Origin of the sequence: Duganella levis (assembly GCF_009857605.1) — a bacterium.
Classification (GTDB): domain Bacteria; phylum Pseudomonadota; class Gammaproteobacteria; order Burkholderiales; family Burkholderiaceae_D; genus Rugamonas; species Rugamonas levis.
In genome coordinates this window covers 222602-247668 of record NZ_WWCT01000006.1, presented here as the reverse complement: position 1 = coordinate 247668, position 25067 = coordinate 222602, and the positions used below count along the sequence as shown (strand labels likewise).

The following is a 25067-nucleotide window of genomic DNA, read 5'->3' as shown; positions in this document are numbered from 1 at the left end:
GTCTCATATCGTTTTATTTTTCCAGCGGTGTGTAATCGAACCAGGCAAAATCTGCTGCCGGCATGGTTTGCTTCCCTGCGCCTTCGGCGTACATGCCGATAAAGACGCCAGTAAAACCACCCGCCGATTCTGATGACAGCGGTGCGGTGGGAGCAGTGCCGATCAATTTGAGCGGCCCGTCGCCGCTGCAAAAACTGAACGTATATTGGTTGGCCGACGACTCCACTTGCAGCTGCACCGGCCCTGGCGGCAGCGGCGCAGCCGCCTTGAGCGTGGTGACACCGCCTGCGCGCGCCACCAGTTCCACGCGGCGTTCCGGCGTGCCGGTGATGCGCAGTTCGTAGTAGTTCTTTTCATTCTGGCGGAGCACCAGGCCAGCCGCCTGCGCGGCCTCGCTTGGCTGGAATTCCAGCTGCGTGGCGGCGCGCATGCGCATATGTTCCTGGCGCCGCGCGACAAACGCCGGCTGGGCGATGTCGTTCATGGTGACGCTGCTGCCTTTCAGGCGCAGGTAGCCGGGACGGTCGGTCAATGACCACAGGCCGTCGCCGGGGCCGCGCAGCAGCGTCCATTGCAGGCCAAGCCGGGATGCGCTGAAATCATCGCGCACAGCTTCCGCCGGCCAAGGCGAAGAGGGCGGCAGTCCGTCGGCCGCCATCTCGGTCGCCAGCGGCTGGCCCTTGTTGACGACCAGCCAGCCCTGATCGTTCCACGCGACGGGCGCCAGCAGCGTCTCGCGGCCAAGGTGATGGAGCTTGTCGACCGGGCGTATGCCCAGCAGCGGCGTCCACCATTTTCCTTCCGGCGTCTGTACCAAGTCGCCGTGGCCTGTCGCCTGTAGCGGCAGTTCCGGGTGGTCGCGATGCGTGAGGATGGGATTCGACGGATTGGCGGTGAACGGGCCGAATGGCGATGATGAACGCGCCATCGTCAGGCTGTGGTTATACGAGGTGCCTCCCTCGGAAATCATCAGGTAATACAGGCCGTTGTACTTATATAGATGCGGACCTTCCGGCCACACACCGCCGGTGCCGGACCAGATCAGGCGCGGTTGCTCCAGCAGCTTGCCGGCTTTCAGGTCGATTTCCGCCTGATAGACGCCGCCGTGTTCACCGCCGCCGTGGCGGGTGTAATAGACTTTGCCGTCATCGTCGAAGAACAGCGACGGGTCCATGGCGAAGCTTGGGTCGTTCAGCCAGACCGGTTCCGACCATTCGCCGGCCGGGTCTTTGGTATGCACATAGAACGCGCCGCCGCCCTCCATATTGGTGGTCACCATATAGAACACGCCGTCGTGGCAGCGCAGCGTAGGCGCGTAGATGCCTTGCGAGCTGCGGGTGTGCGCCAGGTTCAGTTGACTGGCGCGCGTGAGCGCGTGGCCGATCTGGCGCCAGTGGACCAGGTCCTTGCTGTGGTAAATCGGCACACCGGGGAAGTATTCAAAGCTGCTGGTGGCGAGGTAATAGTCGCCGCCCACGCGGCAGATGCTTGGGTCGGCGTGGAAGCCGCTCAGGATCGGATTGGTGTAAGTGCCTGCCGTCGCCGGCGACGGCGCCGCCATAAACGACACCATCGCCATCAGCGCCGCGCGGAGGGCCATCATTTGGTGGCTCCGCATTGGCGGCGCAACGCAGCCAGCGGCACGGTCTCCGCCAGCGCGCGATAACCGGCCAGCGATGGATGCAGGTGGTCGCCGCCATCGTACACCGGCTTGATGTGCGATGGCTGCGCCGGATCGCGCAGCGTGGCGTCGAAATCGGCGATGGCGTCAAACACGCCGGAAGTGCGTATCCACTGGTTCAGCTCCTGGCGATCCGCTTCGTTTTCCGGCTCCGGGTGATAGTAGTCGCTGCCGACGTAAGGCGTCACGGTGCCGCCGATCAGGCAGATGCCATGCGCATGCGCGCGTTCGGCCAACTGGCGGTGCGCTACTTTCAGGTCGGCCAGCAGTTGCTGGCGGTCGGCCGGGGTGTCCGGGCCGTTGCGGTGCTGGATGCCGAAGTCATTCACGCCGATCATCACCAGCGCATGCGTGACGCCGGCGCGCGACAGCACGTCGCGGTCGAAGCGCGAGACCAGATTCGGGCCCAGGCCATCCTTCAGCAAGCGCCCGCCGCCGATGCCGGCGTTGACCACGCCCAGCGTATCTTTATTGTCGCGCAGGCGCGCGGCCAGCACGTCGGTCCAGCGGGTGTTGGTATCCGACGGCACGCCGTAGCCGTCGGTGATCGAGTCGCCGATCGCCACCAGCGCGCCGACGTTGCGCGGCGCCTGCACTTCCACGTCGCTAATTGCGTACCAGCGCGTTACCTTGCCGGCATCGGCCCACGTAGCGTCCATCACGTGGTTGCCTTTGGCGAGGAAAGTCGTGGCGCGCGCGCCACTGTGGGAGGTCTGGCGCGCCGGTTCGCCTTTAAAGTACAGCGAAATCGCCAGGTCGGCGGCCGGCTTGAGTTCCATGGCGACGGCGTCGCTGTAGTATTCCGCGCCGGCCGGAATGGTGACGCTATCGCGGCCAGCGAAGGTCAGCGCGCGCAGGGTAGGGGACTGGATGCCCGCCTCGCCGGCCGTCTGCGCCAGCGCCACGCTTGCCGCGTCCAGCGTTAATGGTGCAGTGCCATATACATTGCTGACGCGGACCCGGAACTGCTTGCCGCCCAGAGTGAGATGGACGACCTGGCGCAGGCTCCCGTCGCGCCAGTGTTCGGCCGCGAGTTCGTTATTCGCATCGGGGATTTGTTGCGCTGCACCCCAAGTCGCCACCCAGTGTGAAGGTGTTGGCGGAGGTGATGCGGCGGCTGCCGTTTGCATCAGGCCGGCCACCACAATGGCGCTGAAATAACGGGGTAAAGCGTGTTGACTTGATCGCATAATTCCTTCACACTCATAAAATGTTAGCGCTATTCATTTTAGGGTAATAAGATGGTAGGTGCAACAAAAATGCCCTGAGCGGCCAGCCTGGTAGTGACACGAAACCAGCCATATGAGACAAGGATATTCTGTGAAAAATACGCTGAACCACGCGCCCGTTGCGGCGCATCTCCCCGCCGACCTGTCGGACGCCCTGCTGGTAGGCCGCGTGTGGCGCAATGACGTCAATGGCCCCAGCGTGGTGGTGGTGCGCCAGGGCGAGGTATTCGACATCACCGCGCAAGCGGCGACCGTCTCCGATCTGCTGGACCACGACGATGCCGCCGCTTTTGCGCGCGCTGCGCAGGGCGAATCGCTGGGCCGGGTGGAAGCGCTGATCGAAGCCGCCTTGAGTGGCGACGCCGCGCCGGTGCGCCTGTTGGCGCCGTGCGACGTGCAGGCCATCAAAGCTTGCGGCGTGACCTTTGCCGTCAGCCTGCTGGAACGCGTAATCGAAGAACAGGCGGGCGGCAATCCAGCGCGCGCCGACGAACTGCGTTCATCGCTGCTGAAAGATATCGGCGCCGACCTGTCGGCCATCAAGCCAGGTTCGCCGGAAGCGGAAAAGCTGAAGCAGGAATTCATTGCGCGCGGCGCCTGGTCGCAATATATGGAAGTGGGCATCGGCCCGTATGCGGAAGTGTTCTCGAAATCGCAGCCTATGTCGGCAGTCGGTTTCGGCGCCGATGTCGGCCTGCATCCGGAATCGAAATGGAACAACCCGGAGCCGGAGATTGTGCTGGCGGTGAACAGCCGCGCGCACACCGTCGGCGCCACGTTGGGCAATGACGTCAACCTGCGCGACATCGAAGGCCGCAGCGCGCTGTTGCTGGGTAAGGCCAAGGACAACAACGCCTCGTGCGGCGTCGGTCCGTTCATCCGCCTGTTCGACGAACGCTTCACCATCGACACCGTGCGCAATGCGGAACTGCGCTTGCTGATCGAAGGCGCGGAAGATGAATTCCGACTGGACGGCGAGAGCCGCATGCGCGAGATCAGCCGCGATCCGCTCGACCTGGTGTCGCAGACCAGCGGCGCGCACCACCAGTATCCGGACGGCTTCATGCTCTTCCTCGGCACCATGTTCTCGCCGATTAAAGACCGTGGCGCGCCGGGCGCAGGCTTCACCCACAAGCTGGGTGACCGCGTCAGCATCAGCAGCCCGTCGCTGGGCATGCTGGTCAATCACGTACAACTTAGCACCACCGCAGCGCCATGGACCTTCGGCGTGCGTGCTCTGTATCGCAATCTGGCCCAGCGCGGCCTGCTCAACTAAAACAAAACAATATCTCAGGAGGAGAAACAAGATGGGGCAAACTTTGGTCTACGCGACCTACCCGGACCTGGCGGGCAAGCGGGTTCTGATCACTGGCGGTGGTACAGGCATTGGCGCCGGCATCGTGGATGCCTTCGTCAAGCAAGGCGCGCAGGTATTCTTCATCGACATCGTCGTCGATGCATCGAAAGCACTGGCCGATAGCCTGAAAGACGCGAAATATGCGCCGCAGTTCATTCACTGCGACCTGACCGACCTGGATGCACTGTCCAAGGTGATCTCGCAGATCGAAAAAGACCATGGCGCGATTGAAATCCTGATCAATAACGCGGCCAACGACAGCCGTCATCAGGTGCAGGAAGTCACCCCTAAATACTGGGACGACAGCCTGGCCGTTAACCTGCGCCACCAGTTCTTCTGCGCGCAAGCGGTGGCGCCGGGCATGAAGGCCGCCGGCGGTGGCGTGATCCTGAACTTCGGTTCCATCTCGTGGCACCTGGCGCTGCCGGATTTGACTTTGTACATGACCGCCAAGGCGGCCATCGAAGGCCTGACCCGCGGCCTGGCGCGCGATCTGGGTAAAGACGGCATCCGCGTCAACACCATCATTCCTGGCTCGGTGCTGACCGAGCGCCAGAAGGCGCTGTGGCACTCGCCGGAAGCTGGCCAGGCGATCCTGGATGCACAGGTGCTGCCGCAAAGCGTGGAGCCGGAAGACATCGCCGCCATGGCGCTGTTCCTGTCCTCGAACAATGCACGACGCTGCTCCGGCCGCGATTACTTCGTTGACGCCGGATGGTATGGAGCATGAACCTCTATCAGCCTGAGTGCATCTGGCCTCTGGGCGCGACGCTGGCCGAAGGCCCGGTATGGCACGCGGAAGACAAGGCGCTGTACTTCGTCGACATCAAGCAGCGCGCGATCCATCGCTGCGCCGAAGACGGCGGCCGTCGCCAGAGCTGGACGGTGCCGGATGAAGTGGGTTTTGCATTGCCCATGCACGGCGGCGATTTCGTCTGCGGCCTGCCGGGCCGCATCGAGCGCTTTTCGTTCGAGACCGGCGAACTGACTCCGCTGCATCCGCTGGAAGAACACCTGCCTGGCAATCGTCTCAACGACGGCTATGTGGACCGCCACGGCGCGCTGTGGTTCGGCTCCATGGACAACGCCGAGGAAGCGCCCAGCGGCGCGCTGTATCGCCACGCCGCCGGCGAAGCCGTGCAGCACAAGGACGGTGGCTACGTCATCACCAACGGTCCGTGCGTCAGCCCGGACGGCCGCACCTTCTATCACACGGACACGCTGGAAAAAACCATCTACGCGTTTGATCTGGACGACCAAGGCAACCTGTCTAACAAGCGCGTGTTCGTGCGCATCGAAGGCAGCGGCTACCCGGATGGCACGGCGGTCGATGCCGACGGTGCCCTGTGGGTCGGCCTGTTTGGCGGCGCGCGCATCGAGCGCTATGCGGCATCCGGCGAACTGCTGGACACCATCAACATGCCGTGTTCGAACATTACCAAAGTCACCTTCGGCGGCGAAGATTTGCGCACCGTATTCGTGACCACCGCCCGCAAGGGCCTGTCGGCTGAAGAATTGAGCCGGGAGCCACTGGCGGGAGGCATCTTCAGCTTCCGCGTGGCCTCGCCGGGACAACTGCAACACTTGTACATTCCAGAATAGGCACTCTATGAGCACCCAATCGCGTCGCTACCGCTCGCAGGACTGGTTCGATAATCCGGACCACATCGATATGACCGCGCTGTATCTTGAGCGCTTCATGAATTACGGGATCACGCCGGAGGAACTGCGTTCCGGCCGCCCGATCATCGGCATCGCACAATCGGGCAGCGACATCAGCCCGTGCAACCGCATCCACCTGGAGCTGGCCAAGCGCGTGCGCGACGGCATCCGCGATGCGGGCGGCATTGCGATGGAATTTCCGCTGCATCCGATCTTTGAAAACTGCCGCCGTCCGACCGCCGCGATTGACCGCAACCTGGCGTATATGGGCCTGGTCGAAATCCTGCACGGCTATCCGATCGACGCCGTGGTGCTGACCACGGGCTGCGACAAGACCACGCCGTCGCAGTTGATGGCTGCCGCCACCGTGGACATTCCGGCCATCGTGCTGTCCGGCGGTCCAATGCTGGACGGCTGGCTGGATGGTGAACTGGTGGGCTCCGGCTCGGCGATCTGGAAAGGCCGCAAGCAACTGGCTGCCGGCAAAATCGACAACGAGAAATTCCTCGAAATCGCCGCCGCCTCGGCGCCTTCCGCTGGTCACTGCAACACCATGGGCACCGCATCGACCATGAACGCGATTGCGGAAGCGCTGGGCATGTCGCTGACCGGCTGCTCGGCGATTCCTGCACCGTACCGCGAGCGTGGCCAGATGGCCTACGAAACCGGCAAGCGCATTGTGGAGATGGCCAAGCTGGACATCCGTCCATCGCAGGTCCTGAACCGCGACGCTTTCCTCGATGCGATCGTGGTCAACGCCGCCATCGGCGGTTCCACCAACGCACAGCAGCACATCGTCGCCATGGCCCGCCATGCAGGCGTGGAGCTGAAGTCCAGCGACTGGATGGAATACGGCCACAAGGTGCCGCTGCTGCTGAACATGCAGCCGTCCGGTAAATTCCTCGGCGAGCGTTTCCACCGCGCCGGCGGCGTGCCGGCCGTGATGTGGGAACTGGAACAGCAGGGCAAACTGCGCTCCAACCGCTTCACCGTCACCGGCAAGACCATGGCGGAAAACCTGGCCGGCCGCGAGACCAACGACCGCGAAGTGATCTACCCGTTCAACGCGCCGCTGAAGGAAGACGCAGGCTTCTTCGTCCTGAAGGGCAATCTGTTCGACTTCGCCATCATGAAGACCAGCGTGATTTCGCCGGAATTCCACCAGCGCTATTTGAGCGCGCCGGGACAGGAAAACATCTTCGAATCGCGCGCCATCGTGTTTGACGGTTCGGGTGATTACCACGACCGCATCAACGATCCAGCGCTGAACATCGACGAGAACTGCATCCTGGTAATTCGCGGCGCTGGCCCGATTGGCTGGCCTGGTTCGGCGGAAGTCGTCAACATGCAACCGCCGGATGCGCTGATCAAGCGCGGCATCAACTGGCTGCCGACGCTGGGCGACGGCCGTCAGTCCGGCACCTCGGACAGCCCGTCGATCCTGAACGCGTCGCCGGAAAGCGCGGTAGGCGGCGGGCTGGCCTACATCCGCACCGGCGACACCGTGCGCGTGGACCTGAACGAAGGCAGCTGCAATATGCTGATCAGCGACGAGGAACTGGCCAAGCGCAAGGCCGAAGGCATTCCGCCGGTACCGGCCAGCCAGACGCCATGGCAGCAGCTGTACCGCGCCACCGTCGGCCAGATGGAAACCGGCGCCTGCATGGAGCTGGCGCTCGAATACCGGGGAGTGGGACAGACGCTGGCGCGACACAACCACTAAATCCAATACAAAATAAACGGAGACAAAAATGAAGAAGATTGTAGTGAGCGCTGTTATCGGCGCGATGATGGCGCTGAGCGGCGGCGCGGCCATGGCCGACGCCAAGAATCCGAAGATCGGTTTTTCCATCGACGACCTGCGCCTGGAACGCTGGGCGCGTGACCGTGATTACTTCAACGCCGAAGCGGAGAAGCTGGGCGCCAAGGTCTACGTGCAGTCGGCCGACGCCAGCGAGCAGCGCCAGATCGCGCAGATCGAAAACCTGATCTCGCGCGGTGTCGACGTGCTGGTCATCGTTCCCTACAACGCCACGGTGCTGAACAACGCGGTGCGCGAGGCGAAGAAGGCCAAGATCAAGGTGGTATCGTATGACCGCCTGATTCTCAACGCCGATATCGACGCCTACATCTCCTTCGACAACGCCAAGGTCGGCGAACTGCAAGCCAGCACGCTGGTGGCGATCAAACCAAAAGGTAATTACTACCTGCTGGGCGGCGCGCCGACCGACAACAACGCCAAGATCCTGCGCGAAGGCCAGCTGAAAGTGCTGCAACCGCTGATCGACAAGGGCGATATCAAGATCGTCGGCAAGCAGTGGACCAAGGACTGGAGCGCTTCCGAGGCGCTGTCCATCGTGGAAAACGCGCTGACCGCTAACGGCAACAAGATCGATGCAGTGGTCGCGTCCAACGACGCCACCGCCGGCGGCGCGATCCAGGCGCTGGCGGCGCAAAAGCTGGCAGGCAAGGTGCCGGTATCCGGTCAGGATGCCGACCTGGCGGCGGTCAAGCGCGTCATCGCCGGCACCCAGGCCATGACCGTCTACAAACCGCTGAAGGTGATCGCTACCGAAGCTGCGCGCCTGTCGGTGAAGCTGGTGCGCAATGAAGCGCCGGCCTTCAACTCGTCCTATAACAACGGCTTCAAGAACGTCAACGCGATGCTGCTGGCGCCAGTGGCGCTGACCAAGGCCAATGTCAATGTACTGGCCGACGACGGCTTCTACACCAAGGCCCAGCTGACCGCTAACTAAGGAATCAGCATGGCCGAATATCTTCTGGAAATGCGTGGCATCGTCAAGGAGTTTGGTGGTGTGCGCGCGTTGAACGGCATCGACATCAAGCTCAAAGCCGGTGAATGCGCCGGCTTGTGCGGCGAGAACGGCGCCGGCAAGTCGACGTTAATGAAAGTGCTGTCCGCCGTGTACCCGCACGGCACCTGGGACGGCGAGATCGTGTGGGATGGCCAGCCTTTGCGGGCCCAGTCCATCCGCGAGACCGAGGCTGCCGGCATCGTCATCATCCATCAGGAACTGATGCTGGTGCCGGAACTGTCGGTGGCGGAGAATATCTTCCTCGGTAACGAGATCACGCTGCCGGGCGGCCGCATGGACTATGCGGCCATGAACCGCCGCGCCGAGGAGCTGCTCAAAGAACTGAACATCAATGACGTCAACGTGGTGCTGCCGGTGAAGCAGTACGGCGGCGGCCACCAGCAGCTGATCGAGATCGCCAAGGCGCTCAACAAGAATGCGCGCTTGCTGATTCTTGACGAGCCGTCGTCGTCGTTGACGGCGTCCGAGATCAAGGTGCTGCTGACGATCATCCATTCGCTCAAGGCGAAGGGCGTCACCTGCGTGTATATCTCGCACAAGCTGGATGAAGTGGCGGATATCTGCGACACCATCGTCACCATCCGCGACGGCCAGCATATCGCCACCACGCCGATGTCGGAAATGAATATCGACCGCATCATCGCGCAGATGGTGGGCCGCGAAATGACGCAGCTGTACCCGCAGCGCGAACATACGCCGGGCGAGGTGATTTTCGAAGCCCGCAATGTGACCTGCTATGACCCGGACAACCCGGAGCGCAAGCGCGTCGACAACATCTCCTTCAAGCTGCGCAAGGGCGAGATCCTCGGCATCGCAGGGCTGGTAGGCGCGGGCCGCACGGAACTGGTGTCGGCCATCTTCGGCGCCTATCCGGGCCAGAGCGAAGCGGAAGTCTGGCTGAATGGCCAGAAGCTGGATACCAGTACACCGGTCAAGGCGATCCGCAATGGCCTGGCCATGGTGCCGGAAGACCGCAAGCACCACGGCATCGTGCCGGACCTCGGCGTTGGACACAACATGACGCTGGCGGTGCTGGGCGATTTCGCGCGCGGCACCCGCATCGATCAGGAAGCCGAACTGGCGACCATCCGCAAGGAGATCAAGAGCGTCAAGCTGAAGACTTCCAGCCCGTTCCTGCCGATTACCGGTCTGTCGGGCGGCAACCAGCAGAAGGCCGTGCTGTCCAAGATGCTGCTCACCAAACCGAAGATCCTGATCCTCGACGAACCGACGCGCGGCGTGGACGTCGGCGCCAAGTTCGAGATTTACCAGCTGATGTTCGACCTGGCCAAGCAGGGCGTGTCGATCATCATGGTGTCGTCGGAACTGGCCGAGGTGCTGGGCACATCCGACCGCGTGCTGGTGATCGGCGAAGGCCATTTACGCGGCGATTTCGTCAACGATAATCTGAGCCAGGAAACCGTGCTGGCAGCAGCGCTGGACCAAGCGCATTGATGAGGACTACCAATGAAAAGTAATTTGAAACAGCTGTTCACGCAGTACAAGATGCTGGCCCTGCTCATCGCGGTCGCGCTGATCTGGGCCTTCTTCAGCTATCACACCGAGGGCGGTTTCCTCACCCCGCGCAACCTGTCCAACCTGATGCGCCAGATGGCGATTACCGGCATCGTCGCCTGCGGCATGTCGCTGGTGATCATCGCCGGCGAGATCGACCTGTCGGTCGGTTCACTGCTTGGCCTGTTGGGCGGCATCGCGGCGGTGCTGGATGTGACGCACCATCTGCCGCTACCGGCCACGCTGGCGGCCGTGCTGGTGGTCGGCCTGCTGATTGGCCTGTTCAACGGCTACCTGACGGCGTACCTGGGCATCCCATCCTTCATCGTCGGCCTGGGCGGCATGCTGGCGTATCGCGGCATTGTGCTGGGCGTCACCGGCGGCACCACCATCGCACCGGTGTCGGACGACATGGTCTACATCGGTCAGGCCTACCTGTCGCCGACGCTGGGCATCGGGCTGGGCGTGCTGCTGTTCGTGGTGGCCGTCTACCTGATCCTGCAACAGCGCAGCAGCAAGGCAAGGCATGCGCTGGAAGTGGCGCCGGTGTGGCGCGACGCCGCCAAGCTGGCGATCCTGGGCGTGGTGCTGGCGGCGTTTGTCATCACCTTCAATTCCTACGAAGGCATTCCGCTGCCGGTGCTGCTGCTCCTGGCGCTGCTGGGCATCTTCAGCTACGTGACCACGCAGACGGTGTTCGGCCGCCGCGTGTACTCGGTCGGCTCGAACATGGAGGCGACGCGCCTGTCGGGCATCAACGTCAAGTCGATCAAGCTGTGGATCTTCGGCATCATGGGTTTGATGTGCGCACTGGCCGGTATCGTCAACACGGCGCGTCTGGCGGCGGGTTCGCCATCGGCCGGCACCTCGGGCGAGCTGGATGCGATTGCGGCCTGCTTCATTGGCGGCACCTCGATGCGCGGCGGTTCGGGCACCGTGCACGGCGCGCTGATTGGTGCGCTGGTGATGGCGTCGCTAGATAACGGGATGTCGATGCTGGATGTGGATACGTATTGGCAGATGATCGTCAAAGGCGCAATTTTGACGCTGGCGGTCTGGGTGGACGTGAGCACCCGTGCAGGTAAGCGGTAAAACTATAAAAACCAAAGGAGACAATGCATGAGCAACAACCGTAGGCAGTTCCTGACTTCCGTCACCGGCCTGGCCGGCCTTTCCGTGCTGCCGCCGATGGCGCTGGCCGCCGCGTCGTCGCCGTACAAGGACGCGGCGCTGCCGGTCGAGAAGCGGGTCGATGACCTGCTGGGCCGCATGACGCTGGAAGAGAAGATCGCGCAGATGCAGTGCACCTGGCAAGCCAAGACCGAGATCCAGGACGCCAAGGGCGAGTTCTCGGCGGCCAAGGCGCAGAAGGCGTGGCCGCATGGCCTCGGCATGGTTGGTCGTCCGTCGGACCGCCAGCTGGGTCAGGCCGCCGGCGCCGGCGACACCGGCGGACACGCCAACCGCAATGCGCTGGAGACGGCGACCTACACCAATGCGGTGCAGAAGTGGGCGGTCGAGCAGACCCGCCTCGGCATCCCGTTGTTCATGCATGAAGAGGCGCTGCACGGCTATGTGGCGCGCGATGCGACTTCGTTCCCGCAGGCGATCGGCATTGCCTCGTCGTTCGACACCGATCTGACCACGAAGATTTTCAGCGTGGCGGCACGCGAGATGCGCGCACGCGGCGCCAACCTGGCGCTGGCGCCGGTGGTGGACGTGGCGCGCGAACCGCGCTGGGGACGCATCGAGGAAACCTACGGCGAAGATCCGTATGTGTGCGGCGAGATCGGCAAGGCAGCCATTATCGGCTTCGCCGGCACCGATCCCAAGCTGGCCAAGGACAAGGTACTGGTCACGCTGAAGCACATGACGGGGCACGGCCAGCCGGAGAGCGGCACCAATATCGGCCCGGCGGAAGTCAGCGAACGTACGCTGCGCGAGGAGTTCTTCCCGCCGTTCGAGAAAGCCATCAAGGAAACCAATGTCGGTTGCGTCATGCCGTCGTATAACGAGATCGGCGGCGTGCCTTCGCATGCCAACAACTGGCTGCTGCACAAGGTGCTGCGCGATGAGTGGGGCTTCAAGGGCATCACGGTATCGGACTATTTCGGCATCAATGAACTGATCACCCGCCACAAGCTGGTGGCAACGCCGAAGGAAGCCGCGCTGCGCGCCATCAAGGCCGGCGTGGATGTGGAAACGCCTGACGGCCTGGCGTACAAAACGCTGGGTGAGCTGGTGCAGGAAAAGCGCGTCTCGGAAGCCGAGATCGACGTCGTCGTGCGCCGCATCCTGACTCTGAAATTCCAGGCCGGCCTGTTCGAGCAGCCGTACGTGGACGCCAAGGCGGCCGACGGCCTGACCGCCGCGCCGGACGCTGTCGCGCTGGCGCGCCTTGCCGCGACGCGCACCCCGGTGCTGCTGAAGAACGACAAAGGCGTGCTGCCGCTGGACGGCAAGAAGGTCGGCAAGCTGCTGCTGATCGGCACCCACGCCAAGGACACGCCGATTGGCGGCTACTCGGATCATCCGCGCCATGTAGTGTCGATCTTCGACGGCTTGCAGGCGGAAGCCAAGGCGCAGGGCTTCTCGCTGGCGTACTCCGAAGGCGTGCGCATTACCGACAGCCGCGTGTGGGGCGCCGACGAGATCAAGTTCACGCCGCCGGAAGTGAATGCGAAGCTGATCGCCGCCGCCGTGGAAGCGGCCAAATCGGCCGACACCATCGTCATGGTCCTGGGCGACAACGAGCAGACCAGCCGCGAGGCATGGGCCGACAATCACCTGGGCGACCGTGAAAGCCTGGACCTGCTGGGCCAGCAGAACGATCTGGCGCGCGCCATTTTCGCGCTGGGCAAACCGACCGTGGTGTTCCTGCTGAACGGCCGTCCGCTGTCGATCAACCTGCTGGCGGAGAAGGCCGACGCCATCATCGAAGGTTGGTACATGGGCCAGGAGACCGGCTACGCTGCGGCCGACCTGCTGTTCGGCCGCGCCAACCCGGGCGGCAAGCTGCCGGTGTCGATTGCGCGTAGCGTCGGCCAACTGCCGATCTTTTACAACCACAAGCCGTCGGCACGCCGTGGTTACATTGATGGTTCGACCAAGCCGCTGTATCCGTTCGGCTTTGGTCTGAGCTACACCACGTTTGCGATCTCCGAGCCGCGCCTGACCAAGGCGAATATCGGCGCCAGCGACTCGACCAAGGTGGAAGTGGACGTCACCAATACCGGCAAGCGCGCCGGCGATGAAGTGGTGCAGATCTACATCCGCGACGACGTCAGCTCGGTCACGCGGCCGGTGCTGGAACTGAAGGCGTTCAAGCGCGTGACGCTGCAACCGGGCGAAAAGCGCACGCTGAGTTTCGACATCAAGCCGTCCGACCTGTGGTTCTACAACACCGAGATGCAGCGTGTGGTGGAGCCGGGCAGCTTCACCATCCACGCCGGTCCGGACAGCGCCAACCTGAAATCGGTCAAGCTGATGGTCGGTTGAGTGGTGCGCTGACCGCATTCTTAATTCTGTAAAATCGTCGCTCCGGCAGCATCGGCTGCCCGGGCGGCGAACAGAGGAGAGACATGATGGTAGCGAAAAATACGATCTGCCTGTGGTACGACCAGGATGCGGAAGAAGCCGCAAACTTCTATGCGCGTACCTTTCCCGATAGCGTAGTGGGCGCCGTGCACCGCGCGCCATCCGATTTCCCCGGCGGCAGTGCAGGGCAGGTGCTGACGGTTGAATTCACCGTCTTCGGCACGCCGTGCATCGGCCTCAATGGCGGCCCTGTCTTCCAGCACAGCGAAGCCTTCTCATTCCAGATTGCCACCGACGACCAGGCCGAGACCGACCGTTACTGGAACGCCATTGTCGGCAACGGCGGCGCCGAAAGCGCGTGCGGCTGGTGCAAGGACAAGTGGGGCCTGTCGTGGCAAATCACGCCGCGCGTGCTGACCGACGCCATGGCGCAGGGCGGCGCGGTGGCCCAACGCGCCTTCCAGTCCATGATGACGATGCGTAAGATCGACGTCGCCCAGATCGAAGCTGCCGTGCGCGGTTAGCTGTTCGCCTTGAACCGGTACAGCACCCACGCCGCCGACAGATACCAGGCGGCGTAGATGGCGAATATCACGATCAGGCTGCGCGGCGTTAGCAGCAGATCGCCGAACAGTATCCAGGCCGCCGGCACAATGCCGGCCAGGACGCCGATCGCCGCAAACCAGCGCACGCGCGGCCACGCGGTGCATGACCACAGCAATATGGCAGCGCTTTGCGTGATAAATCCCGCCTTGCTGAATACCTGGATCATCACGCTAATCGGACGCGGCACCGCAATGGCGTTCGCCAGCTGCGGCAGGACAAAGCCATCCAGCAGCATCGCCACGCCAAGCAGCACGCAGCCGAGACGATAGACATAGAGTGCCCCGGAGCGCTCGTTCAGCTTTTCACTGAGTACTGCAAGGGTGCTAGCCAGCACCGCCAGCAATACGGTCAGGATGCCGTGTATCAGATTGTCCTTGCCGGCCTGCTGCGCCAGCTCGACATTCGTGGTGGCGACGGGATGGTGAAACAGGGCCAGCGTGATCAACAGGACCACGACAACAATGGTGAGGGCGGCTACGCGCGATAACAATTTCATGCTGTTCCTTTACATGGTGTTGGGAGTGACATTAATATCAGCGGCAGCGCCGCAGTTGGCGGCGTGTTGGCGCCCGAGGTCCGTTAGCAGACAAAAGGGCGCAAATGTCCATGAGGAGAAGGTATGACGGCGGCACCTGACAGGCGGCAGACCAAGACCCGCGCCGCATTGCATGCCGCCTTCCGTTCGCTGGTGCTGGAGCAGGGCTACGAGACGCTGACGGTGGGAGCGGTGGCGGACATGGCCAACGTTGGCCGCTCCACGTTCTACGAGCATTACCGGACCATGGATGATTTGCTGCGCGCCAGCATTCAAGGCCCGTTCACGACGCTGGCGGATCTGGTGGACAAGCCCGAGGCCGGGGATGCGCTGCGCGATCTGCTATTGCACTTCCGCGAAAACCAGCAGGTGGCGCGCGTGCTGCTGGGATGGCCGACCAGGCCCGTGCTGGCCTCCGCGCTGGCGCAGTTGATTGCCGACCGGTTGCGCGCCGTGCCGCTGGTGACGCCGTTGATTCCGCCAGAAGTCATCGCCCGCCAGATCGCCGAGATGCAGCTGGCGTTGATCGAGGCGTGGATCGCCGGCCGGCCTGCGATGCAGGAAGCGGCGGCAGTGGCAGCGTTGTCGGCCGGAACCAGCGCGCTGGTGCAGCCCCTCCTCAAAAGATAGTAACAGCGGATTAAGCAAGTTGACGCCGCCTGCCATTTTTCTATATACTAAGTTAAACGTTTTACTAAAAAATAGAAAATTGTCGAAAATAGCTCTAAAAAATAGAGTTAAACGATTTCATGATGGCGGGGACATGTTTTACAAATTGCTTTGTATTCTGTTATCACTGGCATGCCTGGCGGGCGCTGCACAGGCGCAGTCGCCTGATATCGCCAGCCTTGACCGTCAGCGCATCCTGCTCGCAGCCGACGCCGCTTTGGCGGAAGCGCCGGTGACGATCACGGCTTTTTCCAGTCCGCGCAGCAGCGGCGGGGCGCATGATTTTTACTCGGAAGGCGACTACTGGTGGCCCGATCCAGCGCATCCGGGCGGCCCGTATATCCAGCGTGACGGCCTGACCAATCCCGACAACTTCGTCGCCCACCGGCGCGCGCTGGTCGGATTTTCGGTGCAAGTGCCTGCGCTGGTGGCGGCATGGAAGATCTCGGGCGAGCCTCGCTATGCGCAGCACGCCGCCGCCCACTTGCGCGCCTGGTTCATCGACCCTGCCACGCGACTCAATCCCAATCTACAGTATGCGCAGGCGATTTCCGGCAAGACCACTGGACGCGGCATCGGCATCATCGATACCGTGCACCTGGTCGAAGTGGCGCGCGCCATCGAGGTGCTGCAAGCCAGCGATGTTTTGTCCGCCGAAGAGCAAGGGCAAATCAAGCGCTGGTTCACCGACTATCTTCAGTGGCTTACCACCAGCAAGAACGGCCAGGAGGAGCGCGACGCCAAGAATAACCACGGCTCGTGCTGGCTGCTGCAAGTCGCCGCCTTTGCCCATCTGACCGGCGACCAGCAACTGCTGGCGTATGCCCGGGAGCGCTTCAAGACTGTGCTGTTGCCGACCCAACTGGCTACCGATGGCAGCCTGCCGCTGGAACTGAAGCGCACCAAGCCCTACGGTTACGCGCTGTTCGACCTGGAGGCGCTGGCCGCGCTGTGCCAGATCCTCTCTACGCCCGAGGATAACTTGTGGACCTACGCCACGCCGGATGGCAGGGGCATGGCCAAGGCCGTCGCCTGGATGGTCCCCTACATCCGCGACAAAGGTAAGTGGCCCTTGCAGCCGGACGTCATGTATGACAAGGAATGGCCGATGCGCCAGACCAGCTTGTTGTTTGCCGGGCGCGCGCTCGGCAAACCGGACTACCTGACCTTGTGGGCCAGCTTGCCCGCCGACTCGGCGGTTGAAGAAGTCATTCGCAATTTCTTCATCCGCCAACCCGTACTTTGGTAATTCCCGACCTATAAAAATGGAGACGCACTTGAATCACAAGACTACTCATCTTATGCTGCCACGCCGCTTGCCGGCCGCAGTCGCCCTGGCATTGTTAAGCATGTCCGCAGTTGCCCAGGCGCAGCAAGACGACACCATGCAAAAAGTGGAAATTACCGGTTCCAGCATCAAGCGCGCGGTGGCCGACCAGGCCCTGCCGGTCACCGTGGTCAAGGCGGAAGACTGGCTGGCGCAGGGCATGGTGACCATCGACGATATCCTGATGTCAATGTCGACCGCTTCGGACTTCGTGCCGAACACCACCTCCGGCGTCGGCAACAGCGCCAATATGCGCGGCATCGGCACCTCGCGCACGCTGGTGCTGCTGGACGGAAAACGCCTGAACGACGTGCCGATCAACCCGAACAGCATCCCGGTCAGCGCGCTCGATCGCACCGAGGTGCTGCGCGATGGCGCCTCGTCCATCTACGGCAGTGACGCGATTGGCGGCGTGATCAACTTCGTCACCAAAAAATCCTACACCGGCGCCTCGCTGACGCTGAAGGGCAGTGCGCCGAGCAAGAGTGGCGGCGGCGAATCGACCGGCTTGAGCTTCATCGCCGGCAAGGGCAACCTGAGCACCGACGGCTGGAACGTCTACGTTACCGGCGACATCAATAACCAGAATGCGCTGCCGCAATCGGCGCGGCCGAATATCACCTCCGATGCGCGGCTGGCCAGCGCCGGCTTCCCGCCGCCCAAGCTGACCAAGGGCGGCAATTCAATACCGGCCAACGTCACGCTGGCGGACGGCTCGACCAAGGTCGGCAATATTACCATCGGCGGCAATCCCTACTATGCGAGCGGCTGCCTGGCGCCGTATTCCAGCCCCGGCCTGAACAACACCTGTACCGCGAGCTACACTGCCAATAGCCTGGCGCTGACCAAGGAAAGCCAGGAAGCGTCGCTGTTCACCAAGGGTACGCTGATGCTGGGCGAGGACCACAAGCTGTCGGCCTCGCTGCTGTATTCGTCGATCTATAACCGTCCGGTAAAAAATCCGACTTTCGGCATCAACCCATCGATCGCCAACTTCCCGGCGCTGACCATCGGCCCGAACAGCAAATACTATCCGGGCAAGGGCATCGTCCCGGCCATGCCCGGCATCACAAACCAGAAGCTGACGCTGGCCTGGTCGCTGTACGGCGACCTCGGCCCGACCGTGCTGGACTACAAAACCGAAACCACCCGCCTGACGGTGGACGACGAAGGCCGCCTGGGCGCCTGGGATTACAAGGCCAGCTTCTGGTCCGCGCTGTACAGCACCCGCACCAGCTTCCGTTCCGGCTTCGTCAACAGCTACGACTTGCTGGCTGGCGTCGCCAATGGCCAGCTCAATCCGTTCGGCCTGCAAGATCAAGCCGGCAAGGATTACCTGAGCAGCATCTCCACCAACGGCCAGACCGCCAACGCCGGTTTGACGCGCATGAACGGCATCGACCTGAGCGGCAGCCGCGAACTGATGACGCTGCCCGGCGGCGCGGTCTCGCTGGCGGTCGGCGGCAGCGCGTATCACGACTTCTCGTATAACTCGATTCCTGCCACGGTGGCGCTGTCCGGCGGCCAGACCGGCAATACCGCAGCGACCAACCAGAGCGCCTCGCGCAATGTCGTGGCCGTCTACGCCGAGCTCGACTTCCCGATCACCAAGGCGCTGGACGTCGACCTGGCCGTGCGTACCGACCGCTACAGCGACTTCGGCGCCACCACCAATCCGAAAGCCAGCTTCCGTTACAAGCCGGCGGAGTGGGTCATGCTGCGCGGTTCGGCCGGCACCGGCTTCCGCGCGCCGACGCTGGCCGAGCGCTACTTCGGCGCCACCGATGGCCCGACCGGCATCACCAGCACCACCTATAACGATCCGGTGCTGTGCCCTGGCGGCTCGCCGGGCGCTACCACCGGCGGCACGGCTTTGCCGGGCTACAACCCGAGCACCGTGTGCAATGCGCGCCAGCCGATCAACACCGGCGCCAATCCGCAGGTCGGTCCGGAGCGTTCCAAGACCTTCAACCTGGGCGTGGTATTTACGCCGACCCGTTCGCTGCTGGTATCGCTGGACTACTTCCGCGTCCAGTTGCGTGATTCGATCGGCCAACTGACCCAGCCGACGCTGTTCCAGAATCCCGCCTATGCCAATCTGTTCGTGCGCGACCCCAAGGGTAATCTGCTGTACATCGACGATCGCCTGACCAATATGGGCGGCGTGCGCACCGACGGCATCGACCTGACCACCACCTACAACTTCCCTAAAACCCGATGGGGCCAGTTTGGCGTGCAGCTGGACGGCACGTATGTACACGAGTTTGAAACGCAGGTCGACCGCAACGGCGCATGGATTTCCAGCGTCAATAAATTTGGCCCGCTGGATGCCAACGTCATGAACTTCCGCTGGAAGTATGGCGCGTCGGCGAAATGGATCAGCGCCAACGGCAACTGGACCTCGACCATCAACCAGCAATACAAGCAGAGCTTTGAGGACCGCAACAGCGGCACCGCTTACCACGTGATCGATCAGTACACCGTCTACAACTGGTCGATGCAGTACAACGGCTACAAGCAGTGGAGCCTGATGGTCGGCGTCAACAACCTGTTCGACCGCGATCCGCCAGCAGCCAACTACCGTGGCGAAGGCTACTCCAGCGGCGAAGCCAGCCCGGTCGGCCGTACCTACCGTGCGCGCGCGACGTTTAACTTCTGATGCGAGCCATGATGATCAATCGCTCCCTGTGGTGCGCGGCCTGGCTGGCCGCGAGCCTGTCCGCACCTGCGCTGGCGGCCTCGCCGTCGCAGTTCTATACTTACGATCCGGCCGAGCTGGCGCTGGCCAAACAGAAGCTGGCGGCGCATGATCCGCTCTATCAGCCATCGTATGACTCGTTGCTGAAGGAGGCGAATGCGGCGCTGTCCCACCGGCGCTACAGCGTAGTGGACAAGACCCTGAGCCCGGCCAGCGGCGACAAGCATGACTTCTTCAGCTTCGGGCCGTACTGGTGGCCCGATCCGGCGAAAGCGGACGGCTTGCCTTACATCCGCAAGGATGGCGTGCACAATCCGGCCTCGTCCACCGACGGCACGGACAGCACCCGCATGGGCAAGTTCTCGCATGACGTCACGGTGCTGGCGCTGGCCTGGTACTTCACCGGCGAACAGAAATATGCGCTGAAGGCGGGCGAACTGTCCCGCGCCTGGTTCCTCGCGCCGGAAACCCGCATGAATCCCAACCTGGATTACGGGCAGGCGATTCCGGGCCGGGTGAACGGACGCGGCATCGGCATCATCAGCAGCCGGTCGCTGATCGACGTGATGGACAGTCTGGCCTTGCTGCAACCGACCGAGGCGCTGAGCGACGCCGAAAATGCCGGCGTGCGCGCCTGGTATCGCGATTACCTGAACTGGCTGCTCAACAGCCGCAACGGCTTTGAAGAAAGCAACGCGCACAACAACCACGGCACCTTCTATTCCGCGCAAGTGGTGGCGTATGCCTTGTACACCGGGCAGCAGGAGATCGCCAAGCGCGAGCTGGACATCACCAAGATCCGCCGCATCGCCGGTCAGATCGATCGCGAAGGCAAGTTGATCGCCGAACTTGAGCGCACGCGGCCATCCGGCTACGTCAATTTTGCGCTGGAGGCGTTTGGCTACCTGGGACGTTATGGCGAACTGACGGGGCAGAAAGTCTGGGAGCATGGCGAAGATGCGCACAGCATCGCCCAAGGCTACCGCTTCGTCGCGCGCTATGTGAACGGGGAGAAGTGGCCGTATCCGGAAATCGATCCGAAGGAGGGATCGGTAGACGGCATCAACAAGCATGCGATGCATAACATGCTTGCCGCCGCGCGCGCCTACAAGAGCGAACCGGTATTCGCGCAAAAAGCCCGCTGGCTGCTTGAGCATTATCCAGGCCAGCTGGATGCATTGATACTGCCGTTGGAGTAGGCTGAAACGTTGCCCATCCTTGCGTTGACATGATATTTCGGATGAATTTACAATGTATCAACATCTGGATGATTCATGGAATTGTCAATTCAGAAATGGGGCAACAGCGCTGCGGTGCGTTTGCCCACTGAGTTGCTGGGCATACTCAAAGTAACTTTGGGCGATAAGTTGAGCGTCAATGTGCAGCCTGAAGGAGTGCTATTGAAAGCAGCTCGCCCGTCTTATTCGCTGGCTGACCTGGTGGCCCAATGTGACATTACAGCACTGGAGCCGGCCGATTTGGCGGAGTGGTCTAACGTCAAGCCTGTAGGGCGAGAAGCGTGGTGAGCCGTAGCAAATTTGGGCGAGGTGACATCGTGATGGTAAGCCTCGATCCGACGCAAGGGCATGAGCAAAGGGGCAAGCGCCCCGTACTCGTGCTGTCTACAAGTGTATTCAATGCGCTAGGTGTGGTGCTGGTTGCGCCAATAAGGCAGGGCGGTGACTTCGCTCGGCATGCAGGTTTCGCAGCATCCCTGTACGGCGCAGGTATGAAGACGCAAGGCGTGGCGTTAGTTAACCAGATTCGTATGCTGGACTTGGAAGCAAGAAAGGCCAAGCGAGTTGAAACTGCGCCTGAGTATGTGATTGAAGATGCGCTGGCTCGGCTGCGCGCAATTACCGATTAAAGTTTGCTCTAGCTAAGACTCGTAATAATACCCGCGAACAGGTGAGCTGGAAGTTTGAAGGACCGGTATCGGCCAGAGCCAGTCCTTTACGAACCTGACACCACTATGAACACCAATTTAGACACTCCTGATTTTGATGAAGTGATTTCGCTTCGGGAGGCTTATCAATGTATGGAAGTTTTTATTGAGGCTTAGCTCACCTTCAAGATAATATGAACACACTTACTTCAACCGGATGGATTCTCGTAGCGCTTGCTGTGGTGCCGCTTGCCCTTGACGCATTCGCCGTGCGAAAGGTATTCGCCTCGTCGTTTTACGAGCCTGCGCAACAGTGGGCACAAACAGCTCTTATCGTGCTAGTACCTATATTCGGCGCTTACCTAACTTGGCATTTGGCTCGGGAGCACGTGCTGCTTTTTCAATCACCGCCAGTTGACCACGTTAAGGATATTGATCCCACCTGTGGAGATATTGATTATCATGGATGAAATTGCCGGGACGGCATACGGCCAATACCAGACGGAGCGTGTTTGATGAATTCAAAAATGGAGACTATGTTTAAAATAGTTTTTTTGGTGCTCATCTTTGTTGCTGAGGGGCTTGTTCAGGCTGAAGACAAGTCGCCTATGCCGTCGCCACACATGCAAGTTCCCGTGCTACTGCCGAGCGAGGTCGTTGGTCTGGCTTAAAATTATTTAGTCCATGTCAAAAAAATCCCCAGAAATAGATTTCGCATTAGCGACGTGGGATATAGATATTTCTCAATAATTCCTGCGCCGCCTGGTGTCATTGATATTGGCTGGAATATCGATTTCGAATGTGTTCCGGCGAAGTTGGATTGTGGTTATAGCGTCGGCGTGTCAAATTCGAAGTCCCCCAAAATAGTGATGTATCCTGTCCGTTAGAGCGCACTCATGTGCTGGAACAGCAAACCGGTAGAAGTCGGCCACTACCGGACATTCGAATTATGGATGAGAATTGACGCCTTTCGGCCAACAGCTGCCGTTCAAAATCATCCGATAGACTGGCAAGGCTAATCATGAATGAGAATGAAGGATCGCATCGCACGAGTCCTTGGGTGTCGCTACTGAAGACCGCTTTAAAAATTCTTGTAACATGGCTACTTTTGGCTCTTTTTGCATACGTCATGTTCTTGATTTCTCGAACCCTCGATTGTGAGGTCAACGAAGGAGGAACCAATCCATGTTATGTTCACGGAATTGATATTCAAGCATTGGTTATGATTCCTGCGATGCTTGTAGCGTTCGGAGCACCCCTATTCTTGTTGGGAGTCGGCGTTTGTATTTCGTTAGCAGCGGGTGTTTTTTTGATGGAAAAAATATTTAAAAAATGACGCTTAACGGCCAGAAGCGGACACCGAATATCTAAACAATGCTGTTACTGATATTTCGCAAATGAAGAATTTTAAGTACTGTCACTACGCGAATAACGACATCGCAAAGAAACTCAGTCAATAATTCATTAATTTCGCATCTTACTTTTTAAAAGGCGAGTCTAGATGGAATTTGAATCGATTAGACCGATAATTAGTGGTCTTCTGGGCGGTCTACTGGCGATTGCTTTCTGTATAGCGCTGGCTCGCTGGGTTCCCAGAATTTTCAATGGCAAAAACGCGGAAACGCTAATCAGACAAAATCGAATAAGCATCGGGATTGCGAATTTTTTGCTATTTTTAGGATTATTGGTGGGTATCTGTATATATATGTCGGGCTTCCTCTTAAACGATGATTGGCGGGGACTTGCTCTCGGTGCCGGCGGGGGCAGCATTGCCGCCTTGGCGGCACTTCCGTTGGTCGCGTTGGTGACAGGTAATCGTCCAAAAGAAGCTTACGTGGCGTTTGCAATTTCGCAAAAAACACCAGTGCCATTGCTATATGGGGTGCTTGTACTTGCTGTTGCTCTGTTTGTCACTGCTGCGACGAGCTTATTTATGAAGTAATCTGGGAAACTGGGGGCAACGCCCTTCTCAAGTCTACTCGGCTCTAGAAGTTGCCACGTAACCCGAAGGCTGCGTCGACATTCGGCCAGGAGTCGCCCTTCAGACGTGGGTTTGAAAAAGTTATTGGCATTGATGTAGCGGAAACCAATTGGCTTTCCCGCAGAAGTATCTAACTCGACTTCAATCGGCCAAAAGCAGACCATCTGAGGAACAAGTTGTTAATAATATCAAGTCAAGGAAACTGAATGAATTTTTATCCATGGCAAACGCTGATGGCCGACATCTTGTCATAAGTAACGCAATAGAGATTGAACAAGGCGTGGTCACTCATAACATATGATGTCATTTCGGCGAGTGCCGCAAGCGGCCACAACCGGACTTCAAACATATTTTCTGGTTTTCCCAATCGGCTGAAGTAATAATGTCCCTTCGAGACGTAAGTACACTCCACCATGAAAATATCGAATAACACTTCTCGACAAGGTATTCGTTGGCGCTGGCACTGTTTCCGGCTTGTTGGACTGGCGCTGATGCTAGCTGCCTTCTGGTTCAAAGATCGAGCTGTCGATTTAATCGCTACAAGCATCGTGGTCTTTGTCGGCGCTCTCGCGTCAAAGGCACTTGATGAGGATTTGCTCGTCGAAGTGTTCGATGATGGTGATCGATTGCGATTTGAACTAGATGAAGTGCATGTGTCTATTAGCCTTACGGATGTTAAGGAAGTCGTCTTTAAGGATGGGAGAGATGGAAAGGACACTGTCGCGATTTTGATTTGTCACGATACTCCATTTGGCCGGCAGGTTGAATTCATCCCAGAACCGAATCTCAAATTCCAGGGAAACCCGAAGCAGTGGTTCAATGACCTGCAAAAACGAGTATTCGAAGCGAAAGCTAACGTAGCTGTCGCTGTCAATGGAGAGTCTGCTGATGCCTCTTATAAATCCATCTTGGCAGCCGGTGATCAGAACCGGATGTGATAGTACGATGGCTCAGGCCATCTTTCTAACTTCGAACAAGAATTCGAGAACGCCATGCCTATCCCTAAATCAAAAGAAGAGCTAATAAAAATTTTTACCGAGCTCGGGGCTCGGTCCCCGGAATTGTGGGCCAAGTCTCAAATGGAAGAAGATATTCCTCAGCTGCTTCGCTTTCTGTTTTTGAAGAGCGCATGGCATTACGTCGTGGCTGAGGGGGATAGTTTTTGGATCGAAGAGCAGATCAAACTTGCTCGAAAGTGGCCGCAGGCACCATATGCCGGGCTCGGGCAAACATTAGAAAAGCTCAGAAACCAAGGTGCTGCGAACGAAGACCTAACGACTATTGCTCGTTGTCTGCAAGCGCAGATGATATTCTCGCTCGGTTACTTGCTTGATTCCGGGCCATCTGAACAGACGGCGGAAATTCAGGACGTCAGGTGGGGGCTTTTTCAAGTCGATAACGACGGACGTCCGCTCGGCCCCGCTATCTCAGGCCTTCATGAATCTGTGCTTGAGTTGGATCCGACCCAACGCGAAATGCGGCCCACCAAGAGCTGAATTAGTCTCCGACATTCGATGAGCTGGCAGGTCCGCTTCGGGGCGACAGCGT

The 25067-nt window shown here is 60.3% G+C and carries 23 protein-coding genes; 20 read left to right on the top strand and 3 right to left on the bottom strand.

Features of this window, described 5'->3' with window-relative positions:
- Positions 1-13: 13 nt before the first annotated feature.
- Positions 14-1603, bottom strand: coding sequence for a glycoside hydrolase family 43 protein (locus GTP69_RS10645; protein ID WP_202424367.1), 1590 nt, complete (start codon positions 1601-1603; stop codon positions 14-16).
- The gene (locus GTP69_RS10640; RefSeq protein ID WP_229260888.1) at positions 1600-2871 is read right to left on the bottom strand and encodes an SGNH/GDSL hydrolase family protein; all 1272 of its coding nucleotides are present in this window, start codon (positions 2869-2871) and stop codon (positions 1600-1602) included. Before GTP69_RS10640 ends, GTP69_RS10645 begins: the two co-directional genes overlap by 4 nt.
- A 142-nt stretch (positions 2872-3013) precedes the next feature.
- On the opposite strand from GTP69_RS10640, the gene GTP69_RS10635 reads away from it, so the two are divergent.
- The 9 genes from GTP69_RS10635 to GTP69_RS10595 all read left to right on the top strand — a co-directional run bounded on the left by GTP69_RS10635 (position 3014) and on the right by GTP69_RS10595 (position 14342).
- A complete protein-coding gene (locus GTP69_RS10635; protein WP_161054902.1) occupies positions 3014-4186 on the top strand; it encodes a fumarylacetoacetate hydrolase family protein in 1173 nt (390 codons plus the stop codon).
- 31 nt (positions 4187-4217) lie between these two features.
- Positions 4218-4997 (top strand): D-xylose 1-dehydrogenase, encoded by a 780-nt coding sequence (gene xylB, locus GTP69_RS10630; RefSeq protein ID WP_161054861.1) that lies wholly within the window; start codon positions 4218-4220, stop codon positions 4995-4997.
- Entirely contained in the window at positions 4994-5869 is an 876-nt protein-coding gene (locus GTP69_RS10625) for an SMP-30/gluconolactonase/LRE family protein (protein ID WP_161054860.1), read from the top strand. The genes xylB and GTP69_RS10625 overlap by 4 nt, the downstream gene beginning before the upstream one ends.
- Positions 5870-5876: 7 nt before the next feature.
- A complete protein-coding gene (locus GTP69_RS10620) occupies positions 5877-7652 on the top strand; it encodes an IlvD/Edd family dehydratase (RefSeq protein ID WP_161054859.1) in 1776 nt (591 codons plus the stop codon).
- 28 nt (positions 7653-7680) lie between these two features.
- Positions 7681-8685, top strand: a complete 1005-nt coding sequence (gene xylF / locus GTP69_RS10615; protein ID WP_161054858.1) for a D-xylose ABC transporter substrate-binding protein — start codon at positions 7681-7683, stop codon at positions 8683-8685.
- 9 nt (positions 8686-8694) lie between these two features.
- Positions 8695-10221, top strand: a complete 1527-nt coding sequence (gene xylG, locus GTP69_RS10610) for a D-xylose ABC transporter ATP-binding protein (RefSeq protein ID WP_161054857.1) — start codon at positions 8695-8697, stop codon at positions 10219-10221.
- Between the two features lie 12 nt (positions 10222-10233).
- On the top strand, positions 10234-11373 hold the full coding sequence (locus GTP69_RS10605) for a sugar ABC transporter permease (RefSeq protein WP_161054856.1): 1140 nt from the start codon (positions 10234-10236) through the stop codon (positions 11371-11373).
- A gap of 27 nt (positions 11374-11400) precedes the next feature.
- Positions 11401-13779 (top strand): glycoside hydrolase family 3 N-terminal domain-containing protein, encoded by a 2379-nt coding sequence (locus GTP69_RS10600; protein WP_161054855.1) that lies wholly within the window; start codon positions 11401-11403, stop codon positions 13777-13779.
- Between the two features lie 86 nt (positions 13780-13865).
- Entirely contained in the window at positions 13866-14342 is a 477-nt protein-coding gene (locus GTP69_RS10595) for a VOC family protein (protein ID WP_202424379.1), read from the top strand.
- On the opposite strand, the gene GTP69_RS10590 is transcribed toward GTP69_RS10595, so the two are convergent.
- Positions 14339-14920 carry a hypothetical protein gene (locus GTP69_RS10590; RefSeq protein ID WP_161054853.1) on the bottom strand — a complete coding sequence of 194 codons (582 nt, stop codon included), beginning with the start codon at positions 14918-14920 and terminating at the stop codon, positions 14339-14341. The two genes, GTP69_RS10595 and GTP69_RS10590, sit on opposite strands and share 4 nt — an antisense overlap.
- 123 nt (positions 14921-15043) lie before the next feature.
- Between GTP69_RS10590 and GTP69_RS10585 the strand changes: the two genes are divergently transcribed.
- From GTP69_RS10585 to GTP69_RS10535, 11 genes are all read left to right on the top strand, one after another.
- A complete protein-coding gene (locus GTP69_RS10585) occupies positions 15044-15589 on the top strand; it encodes a TetR/AcrR family transcriptional regulator (RefSeq protein ID WP_161054852.1) in 546 nt (181 codons plus the stop codon).
- A 133-nt stretch (positions 15590-15722) separates the two neighbouring features.
- Complete coding sequence (locus GTP69_RS10580; RefSeq protein ID WP_161054851.1) at positions 15723-16877, top strand: alginate lyase family protein; 1155 nt, start codon at positions 15723-15725, stop codon at positions 16875-16877.
- 100 nt (positions 16878-16977) lie between these two features.
- A complete protein-coding gene (locus tag GTP69_RS10575) occupies positions 16978-19614 on the top strand; it encodes a TonB-dependent receptor domain-containing protein (protein ID WP_161054850.1) in 2637 nt (878 codons plus the stop codon).
- An 8-nt stretch (positions 19615-19622) separates the two neighbouring features.
- A complete protein-coding gene (locus GTP69_RS10570) occupies positions 19623-20852 on the top strand; it encodes an alginate lyase family protein (RefSeq protein ID WP_202424366.1) in 1230 nt (409 codons plus the stop codon).
- A 75-nt stretch (positions 20853-20927) separates the two neighbouring features.
- Complete coding sequence (locus GTP69_RS10565; protein ID WP_161054848.1) at positions 20928-21179, top strand: AbrB/MazE/SpoVT family DNA-binding domain-containing protein; 252 nt, start codon at positions 20928-20930, stop codon at positions 21177-21179.
- Positions 21173-21520 carry a type II toxin-antitoxin system ChpB family toxin gene (locus GTP69_RS10560; RefSeq protein ID WP_161054847.1) on the top strand — a complete coding sequence of 116 codons (348 nt, stop codon included), beginning with the start codon at positions 21173-21175 and terminating at the stop codon, positions 21518-21520. Before GTP69_RS10565 ends, GTP69_RS10560 begins: the two co-directional genes overlap by 7 nt.
- A 212-nt stretch (positions 21521-21732) precedes the next feature.
- Positions 21733-22008 carry a hypothetical protein gene (locus GTP69_RS10555; RefSeq protein ID WP_161054846.1) on the top strand — a complete coding sequence of 92 codons (276 nt, stop codon included), beginning with the start codon at positions 21733-21735 and terminating at the stop codon, positions 22006-22008.
- Positions 22009-22559: 551 nt separating this feature from the next.
- Positions 22560-22874, top strand: coding sequence for a hypothetical protein (locus GTP69_RS10550; protein WP_161054845.1), 315 nt, complete (start codon positions 22560-22562; stop codon positions 22872-22874).
- A 165-nt stretch (positions 22875-23039) separates the two neighbouring features.
- Entirely contained in the window at positions 23040-23480 is a 441-nt protein-coding gene (locus GTP69_RS10545; RefSeq protein ID WP_161054844.1) for a hypothetical protein, read from the top strand.
- A gap of 452 nt (positions 23481-23932) precedes the next feature.
- Positions 23933-24457, top strand: a complete 525-nt coding sequence (locus tag GTP69_RS10540) for a hypothetical protein (protein WP_161054843.1) — start codon at positions 23933-23935, stop codon at positions 24455-24457.
- Between the two features lie 54 nt (positions 24458-24511).
- Positions 24512-25015, top strand: a complete 504-nt coding sequence (locus tag GTP69_RS10535; protein WP_161054842.1) for a hypothetical protein — start codon at positions 24512-24514, stop codon at positions 25013-25015.
- Positions 25016-25067: the final 52 nt, after the last annotated feature.